The following is a 23,186-nucleotide window of genomic DNA, read 5'->3' as shown; positions in this document are numbered from 1 at the left end:
TAGTCACCCTTAAATAAACAGACCCCCGAAGATTTAGCTTCGAGGGTCTTAAGAATTTTAGGCAACTCCATTATTATGTCTATCTCTGATAATATTAATTAAATCCTCATGATCTATAGTTTCCTTCTCAATTAATAAAGCAGTCATAGCCTCTAAAGTTTCTTTATCACCTAATAGGATATTTTTAACATCTTCATATAGTTCTGAGATTAAATTTTTACATTCTGAAAGTACTGCTTCTTGATTCGTAAAGCCTGAGTCTTTTAATTGGTTCATAGTAAGTAGTCCTAAAGATTCACCCATACCATATTCTGTTATCATATTTGTTACAAGCTGTGTACTCCTTTGTAAATCATTATAAGCACCTGTGGTTACATGGTCTGATCCAAAGATAATTTCTTCAGCAGCCCTACCACCTAAAAGTACCATTATTTTTTTCTTTAAATGTTCCTTGTTCTGGTATAGCGTGTCTTCAGGAATACTTAAAGTATAACCGCCTGCACCTTTGGTAGTTGGAATTATAGTTACTTTAGAGACTTTATCCTTTGGTAACATCTTAAGTGAAACAAAAGCATGTCCTGCTTCATGGAAAGCGGTAATTTTTCTATCCTCGTCTTTAATATAATCCCTATCAACTTTTTCATAACCAGCTAGCATTATTGAATAAGCTTTATCTAAATGTTCATTTCCAATAAACACAGAATTGTCTTTGCATGCAATAATAGCAGCTTCATTAGTTAAGTTCTCTAGCTTTGCACCTGAAAAAGATGAAGTTTTATGTGCCCATTCACTATAATCTATATCTTTAATAGGTTTATTTTTAAGGTGAAGTTTTAAGATTTTCTCTCTGGCAGATACATCAGGTAAAGTAACTTCGATATGCCTATCAAAACGTCCAGGTCTTAGTAGAGCTTCATCTAACATATCAAGCCTGTTGGTTGCTGCAATTATAATTATGCCCTCTGTTTCATTAAAACCAGACATCTCCGTTAAAAGAGCGTTAAGCGTCTGATCTTTTTCGTCAGAGCCCCCACCGCGTCCGTTATCCCTTTTTTTACCAATAGCATCAATTTCATCAATAAAGATAACTGCTCTGCCATGACTTCTTGCTTTCTTAAATAAGCTTCTAATTCTTCCAGCACCAACCCCTACATATATCTGAACAAAATCAGAACCGGATACCGCATAAAATGGAACGTTTGCTTCTCCTGCTACGGCTTTTGCAAGTAAGGTTTTACCAGTCCCAGGGTCTCCATATAAAATTACTCCTTTTGGCATTCTTGCACCATATGCGGAATATTTTTCAGGGCTTTTAAGGAAATCTACTACATCCTGTACACTATCTTTAGCCTCCTCATTACCTGCTAAACTATCAAAGTTAAAACCTATATCCTTTACTGCGGCAACATCAAGATTCGTAGATGAGAACATACTTTTAGATTTTATCTTTGTATGTTTGAAGGACATAATTCCAAGTGCTATAAGTGAAAGCACAAATCCTGCAATTGATGCTATTTCAGCAGGATTTGTTAGAGTTTGCTCAGAAACATCTATACCATTCTTTAACAAATCTTCTTTGAAATTATTAGTTCTTGGATTATCAGTTTCATAAACAGTGCCATCTTTAAGTTTAACTTGAATTTTAGGAGCGGTTGTTACGTATACAGTTGAGACAGTCCTTAGCGAGGCATCTTTAAGAAAATCGGTATATTGTTTATTTGTAGGTGGTTTAAAGGGATTACTCACAAAAACAAGAAATACTAACGAACAAATTGCGGTGATAATAGGAAGTAAAATATATTTGTTCTTAAGTTTAATCATATGATAGAAGCGAGAGACCACTATGCTGTTTAAAGCAACCGTGGAATCGCCTCATTCACCATCCTTTCGAGTAAGGCACATTCAAATAAACAATAAGTCGGTATAGGGGCCTATACTGGGATAGTACATTTATTTGAATGTGCCTAATATTTTTTTCCTTATTTCTAATATTTAAATGTTATACTAATATATCTGTTATAGTAGTTTGTGAATTTTGAATGTTATACAAAATTGTATTGAAGAAATATCAACTTATAATGGCTATTATAATATTTTTATGAGGCCTTGTCCATTGAACCTAATAGAATTTGGAAATGTAAATAATGTAAAAATTATAATTGATAAATTCATTATTTGTTGTATACTTTATTTAAGGTTTAACACTAGGATAGATTTAAAAAAGGAGAACAGATAAAATGGGAAAGAAAGTTTATGCAATAAAGGAAGGATTTAATTTTAGTACTAATAAAAAAATAGTGAATAAAATAGTTGGCACTTGGGCAGAGTGCTTAAAATATGTAAAAGGTGTAAAAGGTGCTAAATATAAGAGTTTTGAGGATATAAATGAAGCTAAAAAGTTCTTAAGTGGGGTAGGAGATGTATTAAAAAAAATAGATAATAATTATCCGGAAAATTGCCTTCATATTTATGTTGATGGTAGCTACAATTCTGCCACGGAGGAGTATAGTTATGGAATGGTAGCTACGCGGAATGATGTAGTTATACATATAGAGAGCGGTGCAGGGAAAAGCGATACAGCAAAAAATATAAGACAAATAGCGGGAGAACTAGAAGGTGCATTAAAAGGTGTGCAGTATGCTCAGAACAAAGGTGAAAAGAAAGTAGTAATATTTCATGATTATGTAGGGATTTGTTACCATGCTACAGGGTTTTGGGATAGAAAAGAAGAATCATCAAAAAAATATTATGAGAAAATGCAAGAATTAATGAGTAGTGGAATAGAAGTTATATTTGTTAAGGTGGATAGTCACACGGGAGATTTATTTAATGAGCTTGTTGATGAAAAATGCAAAGAAAGGTTAGGTATAAAATCAGATAAAGTTGTAGAAAAATGGTTACTTAAAAATATTATAAATGTAGCAAGTGACGTTGTAAAACAAGAAATTCTAAAAATAGCGAGCAATGGAGAGTCGAACATAATTGTTATAAATTCTAATGATGAGAAAAGTAAAGAAGAAATTAAGGTAGATGGGTTTAGCAATATTCTTAGTGAATATATCTTAAATCCAGAAGATGTAAGTTTGGTAATAGATAATCTAAGTAGTTTCGATAAAACAAACTTTATTACTTATTTATTAGATAAAATTAAAAAAACACAAATATAATATGAATATGGGGGAGGAATACATTGGGAAATATTTTTAATAACAGAATAGTAGAACCATATTTCTATTGTAGTGGTGGTATTTTAATAGAGGTTAATCAAGGGTTTCTTGATTTTACAGGATATTCATTGGATGAATTGTTAGGTAAATCACTTATAGAAATAGGGGGAATGCTTAAAATCAATTCACAAATATTTCTTGATAGTATAAGCAGTAAGTACTCGGGATATATATTCACGAAATCCCTCAGTGCAAGAGAAGTAAATATATCGCTTTTTCATGATACCGAGGCAAATATAAAAAAATATACTTTTGTTGAGGAATTAAATTCTAGACTTGATGAAAAACTCATTTTTGTAGAACAAATATTTGTAGATGAGATATCGGGCGCAGCTGTTTACAGTTTGCCCGATTTAATACTGCTTAGAGCAAATCAGACGTATCTTAATTTTTTAGATTCACCTTTTAATAAAGAAGAAAATAGTATAGGTAGATCTATTAAGGAAATTCTAACAGGGTTTGTAGGAAGTCAAGTTGAAGCTATTTGGAATACTGTTCTTGTTTCGCAAAAGACTAGATATATAAACGAAGTCAGATTTGATGAGCTTGCACGAGGTATAACTTATTGGGAGTCTACGCAAATGCCTATATTTGAAAACAGAAAGATGAAATACAGATTTGTAACCGCTAATGATATTACTGAAAGGGTTTTAAAAAATAAAAGTATAAAACGACAAAACAAGATATTAGAACAGCAAAAGGAGAAGTTAGAACAACAGAATATACAGTTAATTAGCGTAATTGAAAATTTATCTGAGGGAGTAATGTTTGCAGATAATAAAGGTGAAGTTATAATGGTGAATGCAGAAGCGAAGAGGTTAGTTTGTCAATCGGACATAGGAATTACTCTAGGCGATGCTTATAAAAACACTAAAGCATTTGATATGAAAGGCAATGAGATAGCATTTGAAAATTTTCCTTCAGTTAGAGCATTAAGAGGCGAAAGAATAAAAAATATTAAGATATTCGTATGCCATCCTAATAAAGAGTATTTTGCTGAAATTAGTTCAATTCCAATTTATAATGCGAGTGGAGAGTTAACTATGATAGTATCATGCTTTCATGATATTACTGAAACAATTAAACAATCTAGAAAAATTGAAGAACAGAAAAAGGAATTAGAAGCTATCATAGAAAATATATCTGATTCTATTGCTATTTTTGACAATAAAGAACGATATGTATTAATTAACAAAGCATCAAGGGAAATGTTTTTCCAATCTTATAATTGCATGGAAAATATAGTTGATGGGTATAAAACATCTGAGTTTTATGATACTTTTGGAGAAAAAATTGAGACTGAAAATACTCCATCTCATAGAGTTATGAGGGGTGAAAAATTTAAAAACATGAGACTTATAGTAAAGTCTCCTTATAAAACGTTACAATTAGATGTTAGTGGAACGCCTATATATGACCTCGAAGGGAAATTTACTTTAGGTGTGATTTGCAGCAAAGATATGACAACCTATTTAAAGCATGAAGAAGCTATAAGAAGCCGATATGAATTTTTGAACAGAATGGTAAATACTTTTGATTTACCTCTTGTCAGATTATCATGTCCTGATTTAAAGATCGTGGATATTAATAAAAAGGCATTTAGTATAATTAAGTTGCTCAGACCTACCGTTAAATCAATGGAGCAAATAAAAGATAATGGGATTGAAGGGTTATTTAAAATATTAGAAACAAGAGAATATTACCAGTGTATTGGTGAAGTGTTAAAAGAAAAGAAAATTAAGTATTTGAATAAAAAAAATCTTTTAATAAATGGGAACGAAGTATATTGGAATATCATTTTTGAGCCCATGATTGAATTAAATGGAGAGGTCAGAGAAATATTAATTTTAATAATAGATGTTACTAATGAAATAAAATCTAATATGATCATGGAAAAAGCATTGAAATTACAGGGAGAATTTCTTGTTAACATATCACATGAGCTTAAAACACCTCTAAATGTTATATTTGCAACAGCTCAGTTATTTAATATGTATTGCAATAGTGGGTCCCTGGACGAGAAGAAGGATTCAATTATTAAATATATTGAATCAATAAAGCAAAATTCCTATAGGTTATCTAAAATTATTAATAACATAGTTGATTTATCAAAAATTGAAGCAGGATTCTTTAAACTAAATCTATCAAATAACAATATAGTTGAAGTTGTAGAAGAAATAGTTATGTCTGTAACTGCACTTAGTGAAAGTAGAGGATTAAATATTATTTTCGATACGGATATAGAAGAAAAAATTATTGCTTGTGATACAGAAAAGGTAGAAAGAATAGCATTGAATCTTATATCAAATGCTATAAAATTTTCAGATGAAGGTGATGAAATATTTGTGAACATTAAGGATAAGAACGAGTACGTAGAAATATCAGTGAGGGATAATGGCATTGGTATTGAAGAAGAGCACTTGGATATGATATTTGATAGATTTAAGCAGGTAGATAAATCTCTATCAAGAAATGCAGAAGGTACAGGCATTGGCTTAAGTTTGGTTAAGTCGATTGTAGGATTACATGGTGGTAATATATATGTTGAAAGTAAATTTGGGAAAGGAAGTAAGTTTACAGTTTTGCTTCCTTCAAAAAAGGTACTTCATGAAAATATGATATATAGTAGCAATGTGAGAAGTAAAAACGAAAGTATACAAGTTGAACTGTCAGATATTTATTCGTAATGTCGTTATACTTTATGAAAATTTATAAAAACTTTAAGTTATGACATAAATATTTGTGAATTATTAGCTTTTTTAATGTCAGATATAAAGATAAAGTTTAAAAAAAAGAGATTAATTATTTGAAAAATGCACATCCTATAAAGAGTAAATAAACTAAAGAAGGAAAGGATGTGTAACTTATGCATAATAAATTTATATCAACAATTACAGCAGGGGCAATAATTGGAGTAGCGGCAGGTGTAATGCTAATTCCTAATATGGACAGGAGCACAAAAAGAAGAGCTAAAAAAGCTGGTAAAGTGGTAATGAATATGGCAGGAGATATGTATGATAACGTGAAGGATTATATTTTATAAACATAATTAGAAAACTCCAAACTATATTAATAAATATATAGTTTGGAGTTTTTAATTGATATCACCATTAAGAATTAGAATTCCAAAATATACAAATAAATGTATAGTTTACAATTTTTAATTTTATTAATGAGAATCAAAGAATTGTTCATAAAATTTTAATTTTATAGGTAAACTATGTTATAATTGAATTAAAATTGTCTAAGATTGTTTAAATTAATAATATTTTATATATATTACCATGTTGTAAAGGAAGAGTGATTATGGAAATATTGTCTTTAGGAGAAAAGATAAAGAGGAAAAGAAAAAATTTCAATATGACATTAAAGGATCTTGCAGGAAGCAGAATAACTCCTGGACAAATTAGTTTGGTTGAATCTGGGAAGTCTAATCCCAGCATGGATTTATTAGAATATTTGGCAAATGCCTTAAATACATCTGTTGAATATCTAATGGAGTCGGAAGAGGCTCAAGCTGAGAAAATATGTTTATTTTATGAAAATATTGCTGAAGCACTTATTCTAAATAGTGACTTAATACAAGCGGAGCAAAATATCGAAAAATCTATATGTTATTCTGAAAAATATAAATTGGAATATAGAAAAGCCAGAAATTTATCATTAAGAGGGGATATATATATGGCTAGGGAAGAGGTCGCATCAGCTCAACAGGCTTTCATTTCCTCAAATGTTATATTCATCAAAAATAACTCTTATGAAGAAATAATTGGAACTTTTCTGAAGCTTGGGAAAATAACACTTGAACTTAGGGGTTATCAGTCAGCTTCGAGTTATTTTAAGCAAGCCGAAAAGGTTTTTACGGATAATCAGATTGGAAATGATTTTTTATTAGGTGAAATATATTATTACATAGGTTTTACTTATTTCAAATTAGAAAATATAGAAAAGGCTATAGAATATTCATATTTAGCTCAAGAAAAGTTTAAGCAAATAGATAATAAGAAAGAATACGCTAATTCACTTTTATTATTAGCACATGAATATAATAAAAAAGGCGATATTAAGAATGCTATAAAATATTCAGAGATTACTTTAAAAGTTTTTTATGAAATTAACAATTTAAGTTATGTGTCAGATATAGAAAACAATTTAGGGAGATTATTCTATGAGTTTGAAAACATGGAAGAATCATTTATACATTTAAATAAAGCTAAGGAAATAAGGCAAAAGACTAATGACTTAAAGTTAATAGATACCTTAGTAAATATTTGTGAAAATTATATTAAGCTTAAGTATGTAAATGAAGCTAAGGAAGCTTTAGATCGTATTATAGAATATATAGAAGATGGAAATTATAAAGAGTTATGCCATTACTATTTATTAAAATATAGGGTCGATTTATTAGAAGACAATAAGAATGAAGCAGAAAACACTTTAGTACAGGCACTAAATTTTGTGAAAGAACAAGGGCAAATAAAGGAAGCCGCTGAGATATCTATAATGATTGGAAAGTTCTATATTGAAGGTGGTAGAGGTACGGACGCAGCTAAATACCTAAACGAAGGTGTAGAGTTATTTAAAAAACTAGGAATAATTAAGTAGTTTAACGACATTTCAGAAGATGATTTAAGTAAAGCTATTTTATGATTAGCTTCATAAATTAGTTATTTGACTTGTGGATGGGTGATGAGGATGGAAATATTATCAACGGGAGAAAAAATAAAAAGGACTAGAATATACAAAGGATATACCTTGAGAGAAATATGCGATGACAAGATCTCAGTGTCTAAAATGAGCTGTATAGAAAATAACAAGGTCATGGCGGAACGTTGGGTACTTGAACTGATTAGTAATAAATTGGACATAGATCTTGAATATTTAAATGAAAACGTGTTTGATCAAATTGAGGAAAACATTAAGGAGTTGAAACAGAATGACATGAATGTCATTCATGTAAATGATACAAATGATATCAATGATGATGCATTTGAAGCTAAAGTATCTTATAATTTGAAGTTTGCTGAAAAATATAATTACTATGATTTAGCAATTGAACTAATACATATGTTGTTTAATTTTTACTTAGATAAAAAAGACTTTGAGAAGACTCAATTAATTACTTCAAAATATTATGATTTACACCTAAAAACATCAATAGAAGATAATCAATTAACTTACTATATAGACATGGCAAGACGCTTATATATAAAAGAAGATTATCTTCAAGCCTCGAGCTATTATTGTAATGTGAGAAAAGGGTTAAAAGCGAGCAAGACGCCTAATTATAAAAAAATAATAACGGTAACTTATAGTGAGGCTGCCTGTAACATTATGCTTGGAAATTTTGAACGCGCTTATCATGTGGGAATAAGATTATTAGATTTACTTAAGCACGTGGATACAGAATTTAAAGCGGCCGAGATATATCATATGTTGGCTATGCTATCTATAAGAGTGAACAATGGCAAGTTCCAAGAATATGAAAAAAAGTCGTATAAGCTGTATAAAGATGAAACTTCTAGTAAGGCAATAGCTATTTTTAATTATGGATCCACAATGTTTGACTGTAATATGAAAGATAGAGCAGTTGAATATATCAATAAGGGTTTAAGCGTATATCCTAGGGGCGATAAGAGAGGACTAGTTAGCTTTATGCTAGATATCGTTAAAGAGCTTATTAAAAATGACGTAATAGAGTTCGCACAGTCTATTTCGGATGAAGTGTTAAACTATGCAATTAATTTAGATGATATTAAATTAATTGAAAAAAGCTATTATTATAAAGCTATTATTCTTGACAGACAAGGAAAGGCATCTAATGCAGAGATGTATATGAACTTGTCTTTAGATTCATTATTGAAATTCGGCGCGAAGCAAAATATATATTCGCGTTACTTAGAAATGGGAAGTATGTATCATAAACTTGGTAATGTAGCTGATTCTATAAAGTATTTCAGTTTAGCGGTCCAATTAGAAAAAAAGATGTAGGTTTGGAATTATCCAAGTCCTACATCTTTTTTTATTTTATTTAGAAGTTTCTCTGTTTATTATAAATTGTTTAGCTTTAATTTCTAAACTATCATCTAAAGAAGTTAAAGCTACTTCATTATATTTATTAGTTAATGCTAGTGTAAGTATTCTGTCTGCGAGCTCAGGATTTTTAGATAAAAGGGAGCCATGGAAATAAGTACAGAATGTATTTTTGTAAACGCAGCCCTCATAACCGTCTTCTCCGTTGTTGCCATAGCCAACTTCAACTGTGCCAAGTGGCTTTAAGTTGTTAATATAGGTTCTTCCAGAATGATTTTCAAAGCCTACGTAGGTTTCATCAAAAGCTTCATTATGAATAACTGTGTTGCCTATGAAACGTTTATCTCCGCCTTCGGTGTAAATATCTAAAATACCAAGACCCTCAAGCTGCACGCCCTCAGGAGTAGTATAATATTTACCAAGCAATTGATATCCACCACAAATGGCTAAAAACACTTTTCCACTTTGTATATATTCTTCTATAGCAGATTTTTTGAATTCTATTAAATCAGGGGAAACTATGGCCTGCTCATAATCTTGTCCTCCACCGAAAAATACAATATCATAATCCTCTACTTTGAAAATATCGCCCATAGATATATTAACAATGGTTACTTTAATGCCACGCAGCTCAGCTCTATGTTTCAATATTAAAATATTTCCTACATCCCCATAAACATTCAATAAATCAGGATATAAATGACAAATGTTAATTTCCATAATATTCACCTTCTAATTTAAATTTTTTTATATTACCAAATTTTATCTATGTATCCTTTAGCGTGTAAAGATTTTCTTAAATTTATCATGGCAGTATAGGTAGCTAGTATATAAACTATTTCACCATCACAAGCTTTGATTTGATGTAGTAAGGACTCTTCGTCTTTGCATAAGAGGAAAGATTCTGAGGTAAAGCCTGCTACTTTAAGTCTTATGGCCATATCATACAAACGTATTCCTGATATCATAATTTTGTTAATATTAAGGCTAGTTAGACGTTCAAAATTAACATCCCAAATCCATGAAACATCTTTTCCATCAGCATAATTGTCATTTAGCAGAAGCGATAAATTTATTTTCCGTTTATCAAGATTAATAGTGTTTACTGCTTCATCATAGCCAGCTGGATTTTTAACTAATATTATTTTAACCTCTTTGCCTTCAATATTAAGGGTTTCTTGTCTGCCAAAGCTACTAGCTACTGTTTTAAGAGAGTGCTCTATAGAGGTATCTTCAAGGCCAAGTAACTTAGCTACGGAATATGCACATAGGGCATTATAAATATTATAAGTACCTGGTTGGTTTATGTAATACTCTTTATTATTAATATGAACAGTGGAACCACTGGTGTTTAAATCAACAATTTTATCCACAGAGTATGTAAGATTTGGACGTTTATATCCACAACCGCTGCAATAGAAGTCCCCTAGATGGTTGTAGGTAATAAAATTATATTCATAAGGAGATTTGCAGATTGTGCAAAATTTAGCATCAGCATTGATATCTACAATGTTGTTATCATTAACTTTAGTACCGAAACCATAGTATACAATATCATTTTTGAGGTTTAAGTTTCCGAATAAAGATTCGTCCCCATTAAGAAGAAGTGTCGCTGTGGGAACTTTTTCTACACCTTCTAGTATCTTCTTGAGCGTTGTATACACCTCACCATATCTGTCCAGTTGATCTCTGAATAAATTGGTAACAGTAATTATACGCGGAGATATATATTCAGTTACAAACTTTACATTGGCTTCATCTACTTCTATAACAGCTATTTTTTTCTCGCAAGACTTTTTAAAAGAATAATTTGAAATAAAACACGCAACTATTCCTGTATACATATTTGCTCCAGTATTGTTAGTAATTACTTGCTTATTGCTATCTTTTACGATGCTGTAAATCATGCTTGTTGTTGTGGTTTTTCCATTTGTACCGGTTATGAGTATAACCTCATAATTATTAGCAATTGTTTTTAAAATATTTTTATCAAGCTTTAAGGCAATTTTGCCGGGGAAATTTGTGCCACCTTGAAATAAAAATTTTGATAATTTCATAATAGACTTTGAAACTAATATACTGAGTAACGACTGAATTTTAATGTTGAACACATCCTTTAATTGTACTTATGCACTTAGTTATTATTATTATTATTATTATTGACATTTATATAGAAAAACTCATCACTTATTTTAAAACGTGAATCTTTGGAGAGGTTACTTAATCTACTTAGTAAATTTAGCTTAGCATCGCCATTTATAGGCGTTGGGCAATAGTCATTTGTATAATTCATAAAAAAAGTCAGTAGTAAAGATGAATAGCTTATTTCATTTTTTCTGTTAATTATTCTTATAGGTGATCATTTTAAGAAAATGCTTCAACCCCACCATTGTTAAATAAATAATTATATATTTAAGCCAATATATAATTATAACATATTTGCATAAATCTCTAACATAATAATGTAACTCAAAATTAAATAATTTGGATTTTTAGTTATGCATTTATTAGAATATAACTATAACACACAAAACGTTAGATTTAACGACATTTCAGAAGGAAAGTTTCAAACCTCTTTAAGTGGGGGTTCCATACTGTAACAAATACTGTTAGTAACAGAAGCCGAAAACATTTTTTTATATTAATAAGATTTAGTTATCTATAACAATAATAAATTACTATAATGAAGGAATTTATGCATAAAAAGCATCGAATGAATTTTTTTCAATTTTTATCTTGCATTTTTGTTGGAATGTTGTACTATATTATTATAGTAACTAATTTTATAGGCAGGTTAAATATACTAATTATTTTTAAAATTATTAGATATAGAAATAATGATATTATGTAATTGGGGGTAACATTGTGGTTTGTTTAAAAAACTTGAATTATTTAAATATAAGAACATCAAAAAAAATATACAGGAATTTACCTGTATCCGATCTAGTAAGTTTTGCGCTGCAAAGAGAAGAAGGTACTTTATCAGAATCAGGTGCATTGGTTGTAAACACAGGAAAATATACAGGCAGATCGCCTAAGGATAGATTTATAGTTTCACAAGAAAGTGTTGAAGAATTAATAAATTGGGGCGATATAAATTTACCAATTGAAGAGGGTATTTTTGAAAATTTGTATAGTCAAGTGTGTAAATATTTAAGTGATAAAGATATATTTGTATTTGATGGTTATGTTGGTGCTATGGAAGAATATAGACTACCTATTAGAATAGTAAATGAATTTGCATCAGAGGCATTGCTTTCTAATCAATTATTTAGAAGACCAGATAAAACAATGCTTGAGTATCATAAGGCTGAATTCACAGTAATTGCGGCTCCGGGATTTAAAGCAAAAGGAGCAGAAGATGGAGTAAATTCTGAAGCTTTTATTATAATAAATTTTGATAAGAAAATTGTTTTAATTGGTGGAACACAGTATGCAGGAGAAATTAAAAAATCAATTTTTTCAATAATGAATTTTTTATTACCTGGAAAAGGCGTATTCCCAATGCACTGTTCTTCCAATATAGGTAAAAATGGAGACACAGCAGTATTCTTTGGCCTTTCAGGTACAGGAAAAACCACATTGTCGGCAGATCCAGAAAGAAAGCTTATCGGAGATGATGAACATGGTTGGTGTGATAAAGGAGTATTTAACTTTGAAGGTGGATGCTATGCCAAAACTATAAAATTAGATAAAAATAATGAAAGTGAAATTTACTCAGCATTAAAATTTGGTGCATTGCTTGAAAATGTCGTGCTTGATGATAATAATATGCCTAACTATGATGATGATAGCTTAACAGAGAATACAAGAGGCGCATATCCTATAGAATATATCGAAAATGCAGAACTAAGTGGAATTGGTGGACAACCAAGCACTATAATATTTTTAACAGCAGATGCTTTTGGAGTTCTTCCACCAATTTCAAAACTTTCAAAAGAAGCTGCAATGTATCATTTTATTTCGGGATATACAAGTAAGCTTGCGGGTACAGAGCGTGGGATTACAGAACCGAAAGCGACTTTTTCATCTTGCTTTGGAGAAGCTTTTATGCTAATGAACCCTTCAGTTTATGCAAAGCTTTTAGGTGAGAGAATAGACAAATATGACACTGAGGTGTTTTTGGTAAATACAGGTTGGATTGGCGGAGAATATGGGGTAGGTTCAAGAATGAAACTATCATATACGAAGGCTATGGTAAAAGCTGCTCTTGAAGGTAAGCTTAAGGATGTTGAGTATAAAGAACATCCAATATTTAAAGTAGATATACCGGTGGCGGTGCCAAATGTTCCAACAAAAATGTTGAATCCACAAAATACATGGGGAGATAAAGAAAATTATGTTTTAAAAGCTAAAGAATTAGCATTCAAATTTGCTGAGAACTTTAGCAAATTTAAAGGAGTTGCAGAAAACATAAAAAAAGCTGGACCTATATATAAATAATATAAAAACCCGACGGCTAGAAGCATTATAATCCGACGGGTTTTTATGTGATTTTTTGCGTAAATATGATATACTCATTAAATAAATGAGTATTCATTAGGTATTTTGAATAAGGATCATAAATTTGAGAACTCAATAAAAATCATGCAGTTTATTAATAGAAAAAGTAAAGGCGGGAACGACCTAAATGACTAGTAATAAAATGCATTAGAAATAATGGAAGTAGCTTTAGATGGAAATGAAGTATCAGATAGTATTATACAATTATGTATGAAGAGTGTTTAGATTCTATTGGAATAAGTCACAAGGTGGTAAAACTTTATCTAGGGAAGTTGTAATAGAAAAATAAACATATCAACATACAAATAGAATATAATAAATTATGCTTAGAAGGGAGCAGACATTAGATGAATTTAAACGTTATATTGGTGTTAAAAGCTATAATAATAGCTATAGTAGAAGGGGTAACAGAATTTGTTCCTATTTCCTCTACTGGACATATGATCATTGTAGGAGATATTATAAATTTTAAAGGGGCATTTGCAAATCAATTTGAGGTAGTCATTCAATTAGGAGCTATTCTTGCAATTATAGTTTTATATTGGAATAAAATATGGAAATCAGTTGTGGAATTTTTTCAAGGGAAACCCTCAGGTATTAAGTTTTGGACTAATATTATAGTTGCATTTATACCAGCTGCAGTCTTTGGGTTTGTTCTAAATGATAAAATAGATAAATATCTTTTTAATTCAGGAACTGTAGCCGTGGGGTTAATAGTTGGCGGAGTTCTAATGATTATTATAGAAGGTAGATTTAGGCAAAAGTATACAACAGAAAGTATAGAGAAAATAAGTATTAAGCAATCATTTAAAATAGGCTTTTTTCAATGCTTAGCACTATGGCCAGGTATGTCAAGATCAGCATCGACGATAATGGGAGGTTGGATTTGTGGCGTTTCTACAGTTGCTGCAACTGAGTTTTCTTTCTTTTTAGCGATACCAACTATGGTTGGAGCTACAGCATTAACTTTATTTAAAAGTGGAATGAATTTTAGTAGTGGAGAAATTATAACTTTGGTTATTGGATTTGTAACAGCCTTTTTAGTTGCATTAATTGTGGTTGATAAATTTGTTTCTTATTTAAAGAAAAAACCTATGAAGGTTTTCGCTATTTATAGAATAATTGTTGGTGTAGTTTTGCTGTTTTTAATTAAGATTGGTACTATTTCATTATAAATAATAATATTATGGAAATTAGATCATTACATGATTCTCTACATAGATTCGAAGAAGATTTAAATTAATGTTTTCTTGATTTAAATAAAAAAACTAGGTAACTAGTTTTTTTTATTTATGTTCGTGCCATCGCTTATAAGTATAATATTTTTATCTAAATCAGTTCTATAGACAATAGAATTTATCTTTTTCAATTTAGCTAAGGTTCCTTTATTTGGATGACCATAAGTGTTGTAAGTTCCACAACTTATTACAGCAATTTTTGGAGAAACTTTATTTAGAAATTCTTGTGAGGTTGATGACTTACTGCCATGATGGGCTACTTTAAGCACCTGAGATTTTAAATTGTAACCATTGTCTAGTAGTTCCTGCTCAGCTAGGGACTCTATATCACCTGTAAATAAATAAGTTGAATTTTTATAAGATACCTTTATTGTACAGGAGTAATTATTAGTGTTTTCATAACTTGTTTTATTAGGTGATAGCATAACGCATGTTGCATTAGGGCCTAAATCTAAAGAAATATTAGGTGCAGATACTTTTATTTTAAGATTTTTATTTCTTAGAGAATTGATCATATCAACAAATGACTGCGAGGTAGATATGACTTTAGGGGCATAGAATTCATCTACATCGAAGGTTTTAATTATTTTAGCCATACCGCCTATGTGGTCTTCGTGGGGATGAGTTGCAACTACATAGTCAAGTTTTTTAACATTATTTTTTTTTAGATATCTAATTAACTTTTGAGTTGAATCAACGGTGCCACTGTCAATTAGTAAGTTTTTATTATTTACTTGAACAAGTATACAATCACCTTGTCCTACATCAATAAAATGAGTAACCATATTATTTTCTAAATTTAAGTTAGTTTTTATAGTAGATTTATAACATATAGTAACACAGACAGATATAAAAACTAAGACGGTACAAAGTAAAATATATTTTAACCAGGTTTTCTTTGGCATATGATTAATCTCCTATGTAATATTTGAAGCATATAAATGATTTTATCCAATTATATAAAAAAATATCAATAACCAAGGAGAAATTTGAAATAAGTCTTATAAACTAGTATAATTATAGTTGTAATTCAATCGTAAAATGAAAGGAACAGTGATATGAGAACTATATATTTTTATTTGTGTTTTATTATCAATTTGATCGGTAAAAGTTTTGAGAAGATAAAATTTAATAGCATAAAAAAACATAAAACTAGAGAAGAGGCAGATGTGTATATATTCAAAGTAGCTACGAAGTGGTCTAATTTTGTGCTTAGGGTCGCAGGATTAAATTTAACAGTCGTAGGAAAAGAAAATATACCAAATGAGCCTTGTGTTTTTGTGGGAAATCACCAAAGTAATTTTGATACACCAGTGATATTATCTAATATGAATAGACTTACTGGTGCAGTTGCTAAAAAAGAAATGAAAAAAATACCAATAATGAGCTATTGGATGAGGCAAATACATTGTGTATTTATGGATAGGGAAAATCCAAGAGAAGCTTTGAAGGCAATTTCGGAAGGTGTTCAAAATTTAAAGAATGGATATTCTATGATTATTTTTCCAGAAGGTACTAGAAGTAGAAGTAACAGTATAGGGGAGTTTAAAAAAGGTAGTATGAGGCTAGCGATAAAGGCAGGGGTACCTATTGTTCCTATAACATTTTATGATACTTATAAAGCGATGGAAGGTAATAATGGGAAAATTAAAAAGGCAAATGCTAAGCTTATAATAGATAAACCTATATATATGGAGGGTATGTCAAAGGAAGAAAAAGTAAAAATTTCAGAGGTAGTACGAAATATAATCCAAAACAATTTAAATAAGGAACGTGAGGGAAAATAGATTTATATGCTTATTTGTTATTTATTTAAATACCCTAAAGCTGAAGTAACATAAAAGAAGCTGAATTTGAAACTTCAGCTTCTTTTATATTGTATAGAAATATTTATTTGAAAATTATTTAACCTCAGTTCTATCGCTGTCGCTAGCTCTGTCTCTTCCTAAGAAAGATAAAGAGTATAGACCGCATAAACCTACTAGAGCGAAAATAATTCTCGTAAATGCTGTTCCAGTGCCAAATAAGCTTGATACTAGGTCAAATTTGAAAAATCCAATTAGTCCCCAATTTATAGCGCCTATGATAACTAATACTAGTGCAGTACCATCTAATGCTTTCATTGTAAACATCTCCTCTTTCATAAGTCTTAGTATTATTGTTTACAATTTTTAAAAAATTATTACTATATTAAAAAAAAATATTTAATTTCACCATGTATTTAATAGTGGATTATTAATAATATGTTAAATAATTAAGTGCAGTTCTTATTAAATACTGCTCAAAGATATTTTAGTATAAACTTTTTTGAAATGCAAATATAAATAGATAAATTAATGCATAAGCTATTGATATATATTAAAATATGTTTGATAATGTATAGTATACATTTATTTATAGAAAGATAGTGTTAACATTATCTATAGAAAAGGGAGGGATAAAATATGAATATCTTCATACAAATACTTAGCGTTGTTGCATTTGCAATTATTGTTCTTGTAATATATAATGTTTTAAAAACTTACGTACTAGATAAGGTAAATATTAACAAGTGGATAGTGCTTTTATTAGCTATTGTAATATATGTGGTTCCTGTGCTCATATGGCCTAATATTATAAATCATGTAACTTACTATGTAATGACAGGAATATCTGCTATTATGGTTTTATGGTTTACGGATTTATCAGGTTTTTTAAAAAATTCGAATATTTTTAAAAAAAATTCAACAAGCATAGGTTCTGCAAATATTAATGCTAAAAAAGATAAGAAGGACGATGTAGTAATTAGGTCCAAGGCTAAACCTAATAGGAATAAAAATAATAAAAAATAATAAAAAGGAGTACAAATTTCCATGGGGAATTTGTACTCCTTTTGAATGTGTCTATATATATAATATTTAATACTTTTTAACTGTCACAAAATAATTGTGAGATTTTGATTTGTTGAAGCTAACTACATCCAGTAGTAGTTCCACATTCAAGGCAAACTTTACAAGTGCCGTTTCTAACAAGCCTAGTACTTGAGCAATGAGAGCAGGTTTCAGAGTATAATCTTTCCCCTTGGATAGTGTCTGTGCTTATGTTAGTAGGGGCGAGGACATTCTCAGCGTCTGCTAGGCCAGTTGAAATTTCAGTCTCACCAGGCATTAGTGGATTTTTAGGTATATTAGCGTTGTCGTAATTTTCAGGTTTAATTTGACATCTACTATAATCTCCTAGTTCTATATCAATAATCTTACTAATTAAATCAGATATAGAAGAAACAGATTTAATATAAGGATGCTTTTGTACAAAACCATAAGGTTCAAATTTTTGTCCGCGAAGCATTTTAGAAATGGCTTGCGCAGGTACATGATGCTGAAGCATTACTGAAATTGCCTTTGAAAGAGAATTCAATAATCCAGTAATTATAGTACCTTCCCTATCTGTAGTTATATATATTTCAGAAATTTCTCCGTTTGAGCGCCTATTTATCGTAGTATAGACTTTTACATCATCAATTTGAGCAGGATGAGTAGTTCCATAACGTATTCCAATTGGCTTTTCTCTTGTGGAGTGGTTTGAAGTTTCTTGTAATGACTTTGCTTTCTTTAAAAGAGCCTCGTATGATAAATCCTCAAGTAACAGTTCTTTGTCAACAGATAAAGTAGTGTTTAAAGGTTGACTTGCTTTTGAACCATCTCTATATAAGGAGATACCTTTCACGCCTAGCTTCCAAGAATTTAATATTACTTCTTTAAAGTCTTCTATGGTAGCATTTTTAGGTAGATTTACAGTCTTTGATATAGAACCTGATATCATTGGGGTTATTGCCGCCATCATGAGAACATGTCCCATAAATGAAATATATCTTTTTCCGCTACCGCATTTGTTTGCTGTATCGAATATAGGCAAATGTTCTACCTTTAAATGTGGAGCACCCTCAATTTTTCCATCAATGATTTTTTCATATTCAAAGCCGTTTTCATCAACCTTTTCTTTTCTTAGAATATAATCAAGAATATCATTTGTTTCACTTTCGGAATATCCAAGGTTATCCAATGAGTCTTTAATTACGGGGTTTACGATGGTCATAAATCCACCACCAGATAATTTTTTATAAATAAAATGGCTGAAATATGGTTCAACTGAGGTTGCACCACAATCCATTGCAAAAGAAATAGTGCCAGTAGGAGCTAGAACTGTAACTTGAGCATTTCTAAAACCATATTTTTCGCCACTGCTTAGTACCTTTGACCAACAGTTTTTTAAGGTTTCACTTATATTGCTTAGGGAATCATTACTTAAAATATCATGGTTAACTTTTATAGGATCATAATTCAAATGTTCATAGTTACTATTTAGAGCTCCAGCAGCTCTTGCATGATTCCTTATAACTACTTGCATATGTTTTTTGTTGATTTCATATTTTTCAAAAGGAGCTAGTTCTTTTGAAAGTAGGGATGATACATAATAAGCCTGTGCAGTCATTATTCCACTTAGTGCTGCAGCTATATTTCTAGCATCTTCTGAGTCATAGGCATAGCCCATTACCATAAATAAAGAAGCTAAATTTGAAAGCCCAAGACCTGTGGTTCTAAATAAATAACTTTTCCTTGCTATATCTTCAGTTGGAAACTGGCCCCAATGAATGGAGGATTCAAGGACTAATTGAGTAAGTCCTATTAGATGGACATATCCATCTACATCAAATTTTTTAGTCAAAGCATCATAAAATTTATAAATATTAATAGAAGCTAAATTACAAGAGGTATCATCTAAAAAAGCATATTCTCCACAAGGATTAGTCGAATTAATTCTATTATGTTTAGCATTAACTACTCCATCTTCTCCACCGGGGCAAGTATGCCATGCATTAAAGGTGTCATCAAATTGAGGCGCTGGATCAGCACATTGCCAAGCAGCGGTATTAAAGGTATCCCATAGCGTCTTAACACTTATGTCTGCATCAACTGTGGAATCACATCTCCCTTTAAGAGTAATAGTCTGATTAGGATTTTTCGATAAGGTATCAACTTTCATCATAAATTCATCTGAGAATCTTATGGAGTTGTTTCCATTTTGGCCAGATACAGTCTCATAAGCCTCTCCTTCAAAGCTACCATCATAACCCATTTTAGTAAGAGCGCGTACTTTATCTTCTTCTTTAGCTTTCCAAGTCATAAACTCCATTATTTCAGGGTGATTGATATCAAGGCATAGCATCTTAGCAGCACGCCTTGTAGTTCCACCAGATTTTATAGCTCCAGCATTTCTGTCAAGTCCTCTTAAAAAACTCATAAGACCTGATGAAACTCCACCACTAGATAATCTCTCACCTATACCTCTTATGGATGAGAAGTTAGTTCCGGTGCCAGAGCCACCTTTAAATAATTTAGTCTCTGTTACATACTGCTCAGAGATTGAATGATTGCCAAGTAGTTTATCTTGGATTGATAGAATGAAACAAGCTGAAGCTTGAGTCCTTGTATAAGCATCTTCGCTTTTAACTATCATTTTTTCTTTTTCATCGTAATAAAAATTATCTAAGGATTCGCCTTTTATACCATAGGATAGGTTAAGGCCCGTATTAAACCATTGAGGAGAGTTTGGTGCAAACATTTGATTCAAAAATGCATATATTAATTCATCATAAATAATGCTTTTTTCCTCTTGAGATTTAATAATAGTCTCATCAGTCAAGGATTCACACCAAAAATTAACAAGTCTATGAGCTACCATTTTCATACTATCCTCATAACCTCGCTTATTATTAACACCAGATTTTCTGAAATATTTTGAAGCAATAATATCGCAAGAATTTTGAGAGTAATGCTCTGGAAATTCTAAAGCCTTCATATCTAAAAGCACTTTATTTGTTTTATGGTCTTTTAAAAAAACATTTACCTTTTTCCATTTGAATAAATCAAAAACAGTAATAGTTTTATCTTTTTCTAATTCCTTTGTATAAAATCGTTTGATTAAATTTTTTATCTCCGCCATAATTAATACTAGCTTAAAAAGCTAGTATATTCACCTCCTATTAGTTGCATGATAATTAAGATTAAGTCTAAATTATGTAAAACATACTTCTGTATGGTTGATATTACTACACTAAAAGATTTTCTTGATTATTTAGTTTAATTATTAGGTGTTATATTAGTATAACACCATATGTAGTAAGTAGAAAAAGAATTATAACTACAGATGGTATTATATAATAGAATCAAATAAAAATCAACATTAAATATTAACCAGAAATATGACGAATAAACGGCAAATTTATATAATATAGTAGTATAATAAATACATATTTATTATTATGTAAAATAATAAACCTGAATATTTATTATTATGTAAAATAATAAACCTAAATATTTATTATTATGTAAAATAATAAACCTAAATATTTATTATTATGTAAAATAATAAACCTAAATATTTATTATTATGTAAAATAATAAACCTAAATATTTATTATTATGTAAAATAATAAACCTGAATATTTATTATTATGTAAAATAATAAACCTAAATATTTATTATTATGTAAAATAATAATAAATCTAAATATTTATTATTATGCATAATAAACCTACGTATTTATTATTTTGGAAGAGGTGATGATGAAATTATGATACATCAATTTGATGGAAAAATACCTAATGTACATAAACATTCTTATATTGCTTACAGTGCAGATGTTATAGGAAATGTGTCTATAGGAGAGTACAGTAGTATTTGGTTTGGAGCTGTATTAAGAGGCGATATGAATTCCATGTCTATAGGTTCTTATACAAATATTCAAGACAATTGTACAGTACATAATGATGATGAATTTTCGGTTAATATTGGAGAGTATGTAACTATAGGACATAATGCCATAATACATGGTTGTAAAATTTCAAGTTATACTTTAATTGGAATGGGAAGTACTATACTAAATGGAGCGGAAATAGGGGAGTATACTATAATCGGCGCTGGTAGCTTAGTTACTCAAGGAAAGAAAATACCCTCAGGGGTTCTTTGTATGGGAGTGCCCGCAAAGGTCATTCGCGAATTAACTACAGAAGAAAAGGAAGGATTAAAAAAATCAGCTCAGCATTATGTAGAGCTTTCAATGAAATATAATACAAAACAAATAAATGACCATACCTTAATTTAGATTGTTATAGAGTGCGAAAAATGATAATATTAAATGGAATAGAAAAGGTGACAGATGAGCAGAAATATAAATACATGTTTACAGAAAATATTTAGTACAATATGTTGATAAATTTAACAAATATATAGATTGGTCAAAAGTTTAAAAAAGGTAGGAGATAATAAATGATAAACATAGGAGAATTTAATAATTTAAAAGTAGTTAGGCGAGCAGAATTTGGGTACTATTTGGGCGCTGAGACTGAAAACACTAGTGATGATATATTATTGCCAATGAAAAGCACTTTAGGTAGAGCACTTAATATTGATGATGAAGTTGAAGCCTTCGTATATAGAGACTCAAGTGATAGGTTAATTTCAACTTTAAAAAAACCTCTTGCAAAGGTTGGTGATTTAGCCTACCTTAAAGTAATTGACATGACTGCAATAGGAAGTTTTGTAGAAATTGGTTTAGAAAGAGACGTATTAGTTCCTTTTAAGGAGGAAAATTACAAATTAGAAACAGGCAAAAAATATCTTTTTTATATATATTTAGATAAGACTGGAAGAATAGCGGCCACTACTTTTATTGATAAATATTTATACGATACAGATTCATATGATATTGATGAGGAAGTGGAAGGAACAGTATACGGAATCCAGACTAATGGTACCGTAATGATAGCTATTGATGATATTTATAGAGCGGTTATTCTAAGAAATGAGAATTATATGAGTGTAATACCAGGAGATAGATTAAGTGTACGAGTGAAAAAATATTATGAAGATGGCAAAATGGACGTTACGGCAAGAAAACCAAGACTAGAAGAAAGAGATGTAGTTGAGGAACAAATAATAGAATACTTAGATAAAAGTGATGGCTTTATGCCATACAATGATAAAAGTTCTCCAGATGATATAAAGAAAGTTTTTAAAACAAGCAAAAACGCATTTAAAAGGGCATTAGGAGGACTTATGAAAAATGGGATAATCCATCAAGATGAAGAAGGTACTAGATTAAAGTAATTAGATATGTTTATAATAGTAAAAGGCTGATGAGTTAA

At 30.1% G+C, this 23,186-nt stretch carries 17 protein-coding genes; 11 read left to right on the top strand and 6 right to left on the bottom strand.

All coding sequences use genetic code 11. The annotated features are described in order from the left end of the window. Positions 1–57: 57 nt before the first annotated feature. Complete coding sequence (locus ACWJKP_RS16730) at positions 58–1,821, bottom strand: ATP-dependent metallopeptidase FtsH/Yme1/Tma family protein (protein ID WP_165411505.1); 1,764 nt, start codon at positions 1,819–1,821, stop codon at positions 58–60. 416 nt (positions 1,822–2,237) lie between these two features. Between ACWJKP_RS16730 and ACWJKP_RS16725 the strand changes: the two genes are divergently transcribed. The 5 genes from ACWJKP_RS16725 (at position 2,238) to ACWJKP_RS16705 (ending at position 9,218) form a co-directional block, all read left to right on the top strand. Further along, on the top strand, positions 2,238–3,167 hold the full coding sequence (locus tag ACWJKP_RS16725; protein WP_165411506.1) for a ribonuclease H1 domain-containing protein: 930 nt from the start codon (positions 2,238–2,240) through the stop codon (positions 3,165–3,167). 23 nt (positions 3,168–3,190) lie between these two features. Further along, complete coding sequence (locus ACWJKP_RS16720) at positions 3,191–5,914, top strand: ATP-binding protein (protein WP_462961318.1); 2,724 nt, start codon at positions 3,191–3,193, stop codon at positions 5,912–5,914. Between the two features lie 179 nt (positions 5,915–6,093). Beyond that, the gene (locus ACWJKP_RS16715; RefSeq protein WP_165411508.1) at positions 6,094–6,270 is read left to right on the top strand and encodes a YtxH domain-containing protein; all 177 of its coding nucleotides are present in this window, start codon (positions 6,094–6,096) and stop codon (positions 6,268–6,270) included. A gap of 263 nt (positions 6,271–6,533) precedes the next feature. Then, on the top strand, positions 6,534–7,832 hold the full coding sequence (locus ACWJKP_RS16710) for a helix-turn-helix domain-containing protein (protein ID WP_165411509.1): 1,299 nt from the start codon (positions 6,534–6,536) through the stop codon (positions 7,830–7,832). 90 nt (positions 7,833–7,922) lie between these two features. Further along, the gene (locus ACWJKP_RS16705) at positions 7,923–9,218 is read left to right on the top strand and encodes a helix-turn-helix domain-containing protein (protein ID WP_165411510.1); all 1,296 of its coding nucleotides are present in this window, start codon (positions 7,923–7,925) and stop codon (positions 9,216–9,218) included. A gap of 36 nt (positions 9,219–9,254) precedes the next feature. Here ACWJKP_RS16705 and ACWJKP_RS16700 read toward each other — a convergent pair whose 3' ends face one another. Together ACWJKP_RS16700 and ACWJKP_RS16695 are read right to left on the bottom strand one after the other, a co-directional pair. Next, positions 9,255–9,980 carry a type 1 glutamine amidotransferase gene (locus ACWJKP_RS16700; protein ID WP_165411511.1) on the bottom strand — a complete coding sequence of 242 codons (726 nt, stop codon included), beginning with the start codon at positions 9,978–9,980 and terminating at the stop codon, positions 9,255–9,257. Positions 9,981–10,012: 32 nt separating this feature from the next. After that, the gene (locus tag ACWJKP_RS16695; protein ID WP_165411512.1) at positions 10,013–11,371 is read right to left on the bottom strand and encodes a MurT ligase domain-containing protein; all 1,359 of its coding nucleotides are present in this window, start codon (positions 11,369–11,371) and stop codon (positions 10,013–10,015) included. 754 nt (positions 11,372–12,125) lie between these two features. Here ACWJKP_RS16695 and pckA point away from each other — a divergent pair. Together pckA and ACWJKP_RS16685 are read left to right on the top strand one after the other, a co-directional pair. Next, on the top strand, positions 12,126–13,703 hold the full coding sequence (pckA, locus tag ACWJKP_RS16690; protein WP_165411513.1) for a phosphoenolpyruvate carboxykinase (ATP): 1,578 nt from the start codon (positions 12,126–12,128) through the stop codon (positions 13,701–13,703). Positions 13,704–14,110: 407 nt separating this feature from the next. Further along, positions 14,111–14,938 carry an undecaprenyl-diphosphate phosphatase gene (locus ACWJKP_RS16685; RefSeq protein ID WP_165411514.1) on the top strand — a complete coding sequence of 276 codons (828 nt, stop codon included), beginning with the start codon at positions 14,111–14,113 and terminating at the stop codon, positions 14,936–14,938. Positions 14,939–15,039: 101 nt separating this feature from the next. Here the strand turns inward: ACWJKP_RS16685 and ACWJKP_RS16680 are convergent, their stop codons facing one another. Further along, positions 15,040–15,906 carry a ComEC/Rec2 family competence protein gene (locus ACWJKP_RS16680; protein WP_165411515.1) on the bottom strand — a complete coding sequence of 289 codons (867 nt, stop codon included), beginning with the start codon at positions 15,904–15,906 and terminating at the stop codon, positions 15,040–15,042. Between the two features lie 153 nt (positions 15,907–16,059). On the opposite strand from ACWJKP_RS16680, the gene ACWJKP_RS16675 reads away from it, so the two are divergent. Further along, a complete protein-coding gene (locus ACWJKP_RS16675; RefSeq protein WP_462961317.1) occupies positions 16,060–16,788 on the top strand; it encodes a lysophospholipid acyltransferase family protein in 729 nt (242 codons plus the stop codon). A 114-nt stretch (positions 16,789–16,902) separates the two neighbouring features. On the opposite strand, the gene ACWJKP_RS16670 is transcribed toward ACWJKP_RS16675, so the two are convergent. Then, positions 16,903–17,124, bottom strand: a complete 222-nt coding sequence (locus ACWJKP_RS16670) for a DUF378 domain-containing protein (protein ID WP_165411517.1) — start codon at positions 17,122–17,124, stop codon at positions 16,903–16,905. A 321-nt stretch (positions 17,125–17,445) separates the two neighbouring features. On the opposite strand from ACWJKP_RS16670, the gene ACWJKP_RS16665 reads away from it, so the two are divergent. Then, positions 17,446–17,832 (top strand): hypothetical protein, encoded by a 387-nt coding sequence (locus tag ACWJKP_RS16665; protein WP_165411518.1) that lies wholly within the window; start codon positions 17,446–17,448, stop codon positions 17,830–17,832. A 118-nt stretch (positions 17,833–17,950) separates the two neighbouring features. On the opposite strand, the gene ACWJKP_RS16660 is transcribed toward ACWJKP_RS16665, so the two are convergent. After that, the gene (locus tag ACWJKP_RS16660) at positions 17,951–20,983 is read right to left on the bottom strand and encodes a vitamin B12-dependent ribonucleotide reductase (RefSeq protein ID WP_165411519.1); all 3,033 of its coding nucleotides are present in this window, start codon (positions 20,981–20,983) and stop codon (positions 17,951–17,953) included. A gap of 630 nt (positions 20,984–21,613) precedes the next feature. Between ACWJKP_RS16660 and ACWJKP_RS16655 the strand changes: the two genes are divergently transcribed. Both ACWJKP_RS16655 and ACWJKP_RS16650 read left to right on the top strand, forming a co-directional pair. After that, positions 21,614–22,144, top strand: a complete 531-nt coding sequence (locus ACWJKP_RS16655) for a gamma carbonic anhydrase family protein (RefSeq protein WP_165411520.1) — start codon at positions 21,614–21,616, stop codon at positions 22,142–22,144. A 164-nt stretch (positions 22,145–22,308) separates the two neighbouring features. Beyond that, entirely contained in the window at positions 22,309–23,148 is an 840-nt protein-coding gene (locus ACWJKP_RS16650) for a CvfB family protein (protein WP_165411521.1), read from the top strand. The last annotated feature ends 38 nt before the right edge of the window (positions 23,149–23,186 follow it).

It is taken from the genome of Clostridium sp. CM037 (assembly GCF_055081095.1).
This window is presented reverse-complemented; position numbering and strand designations above follow the sequence as displayed.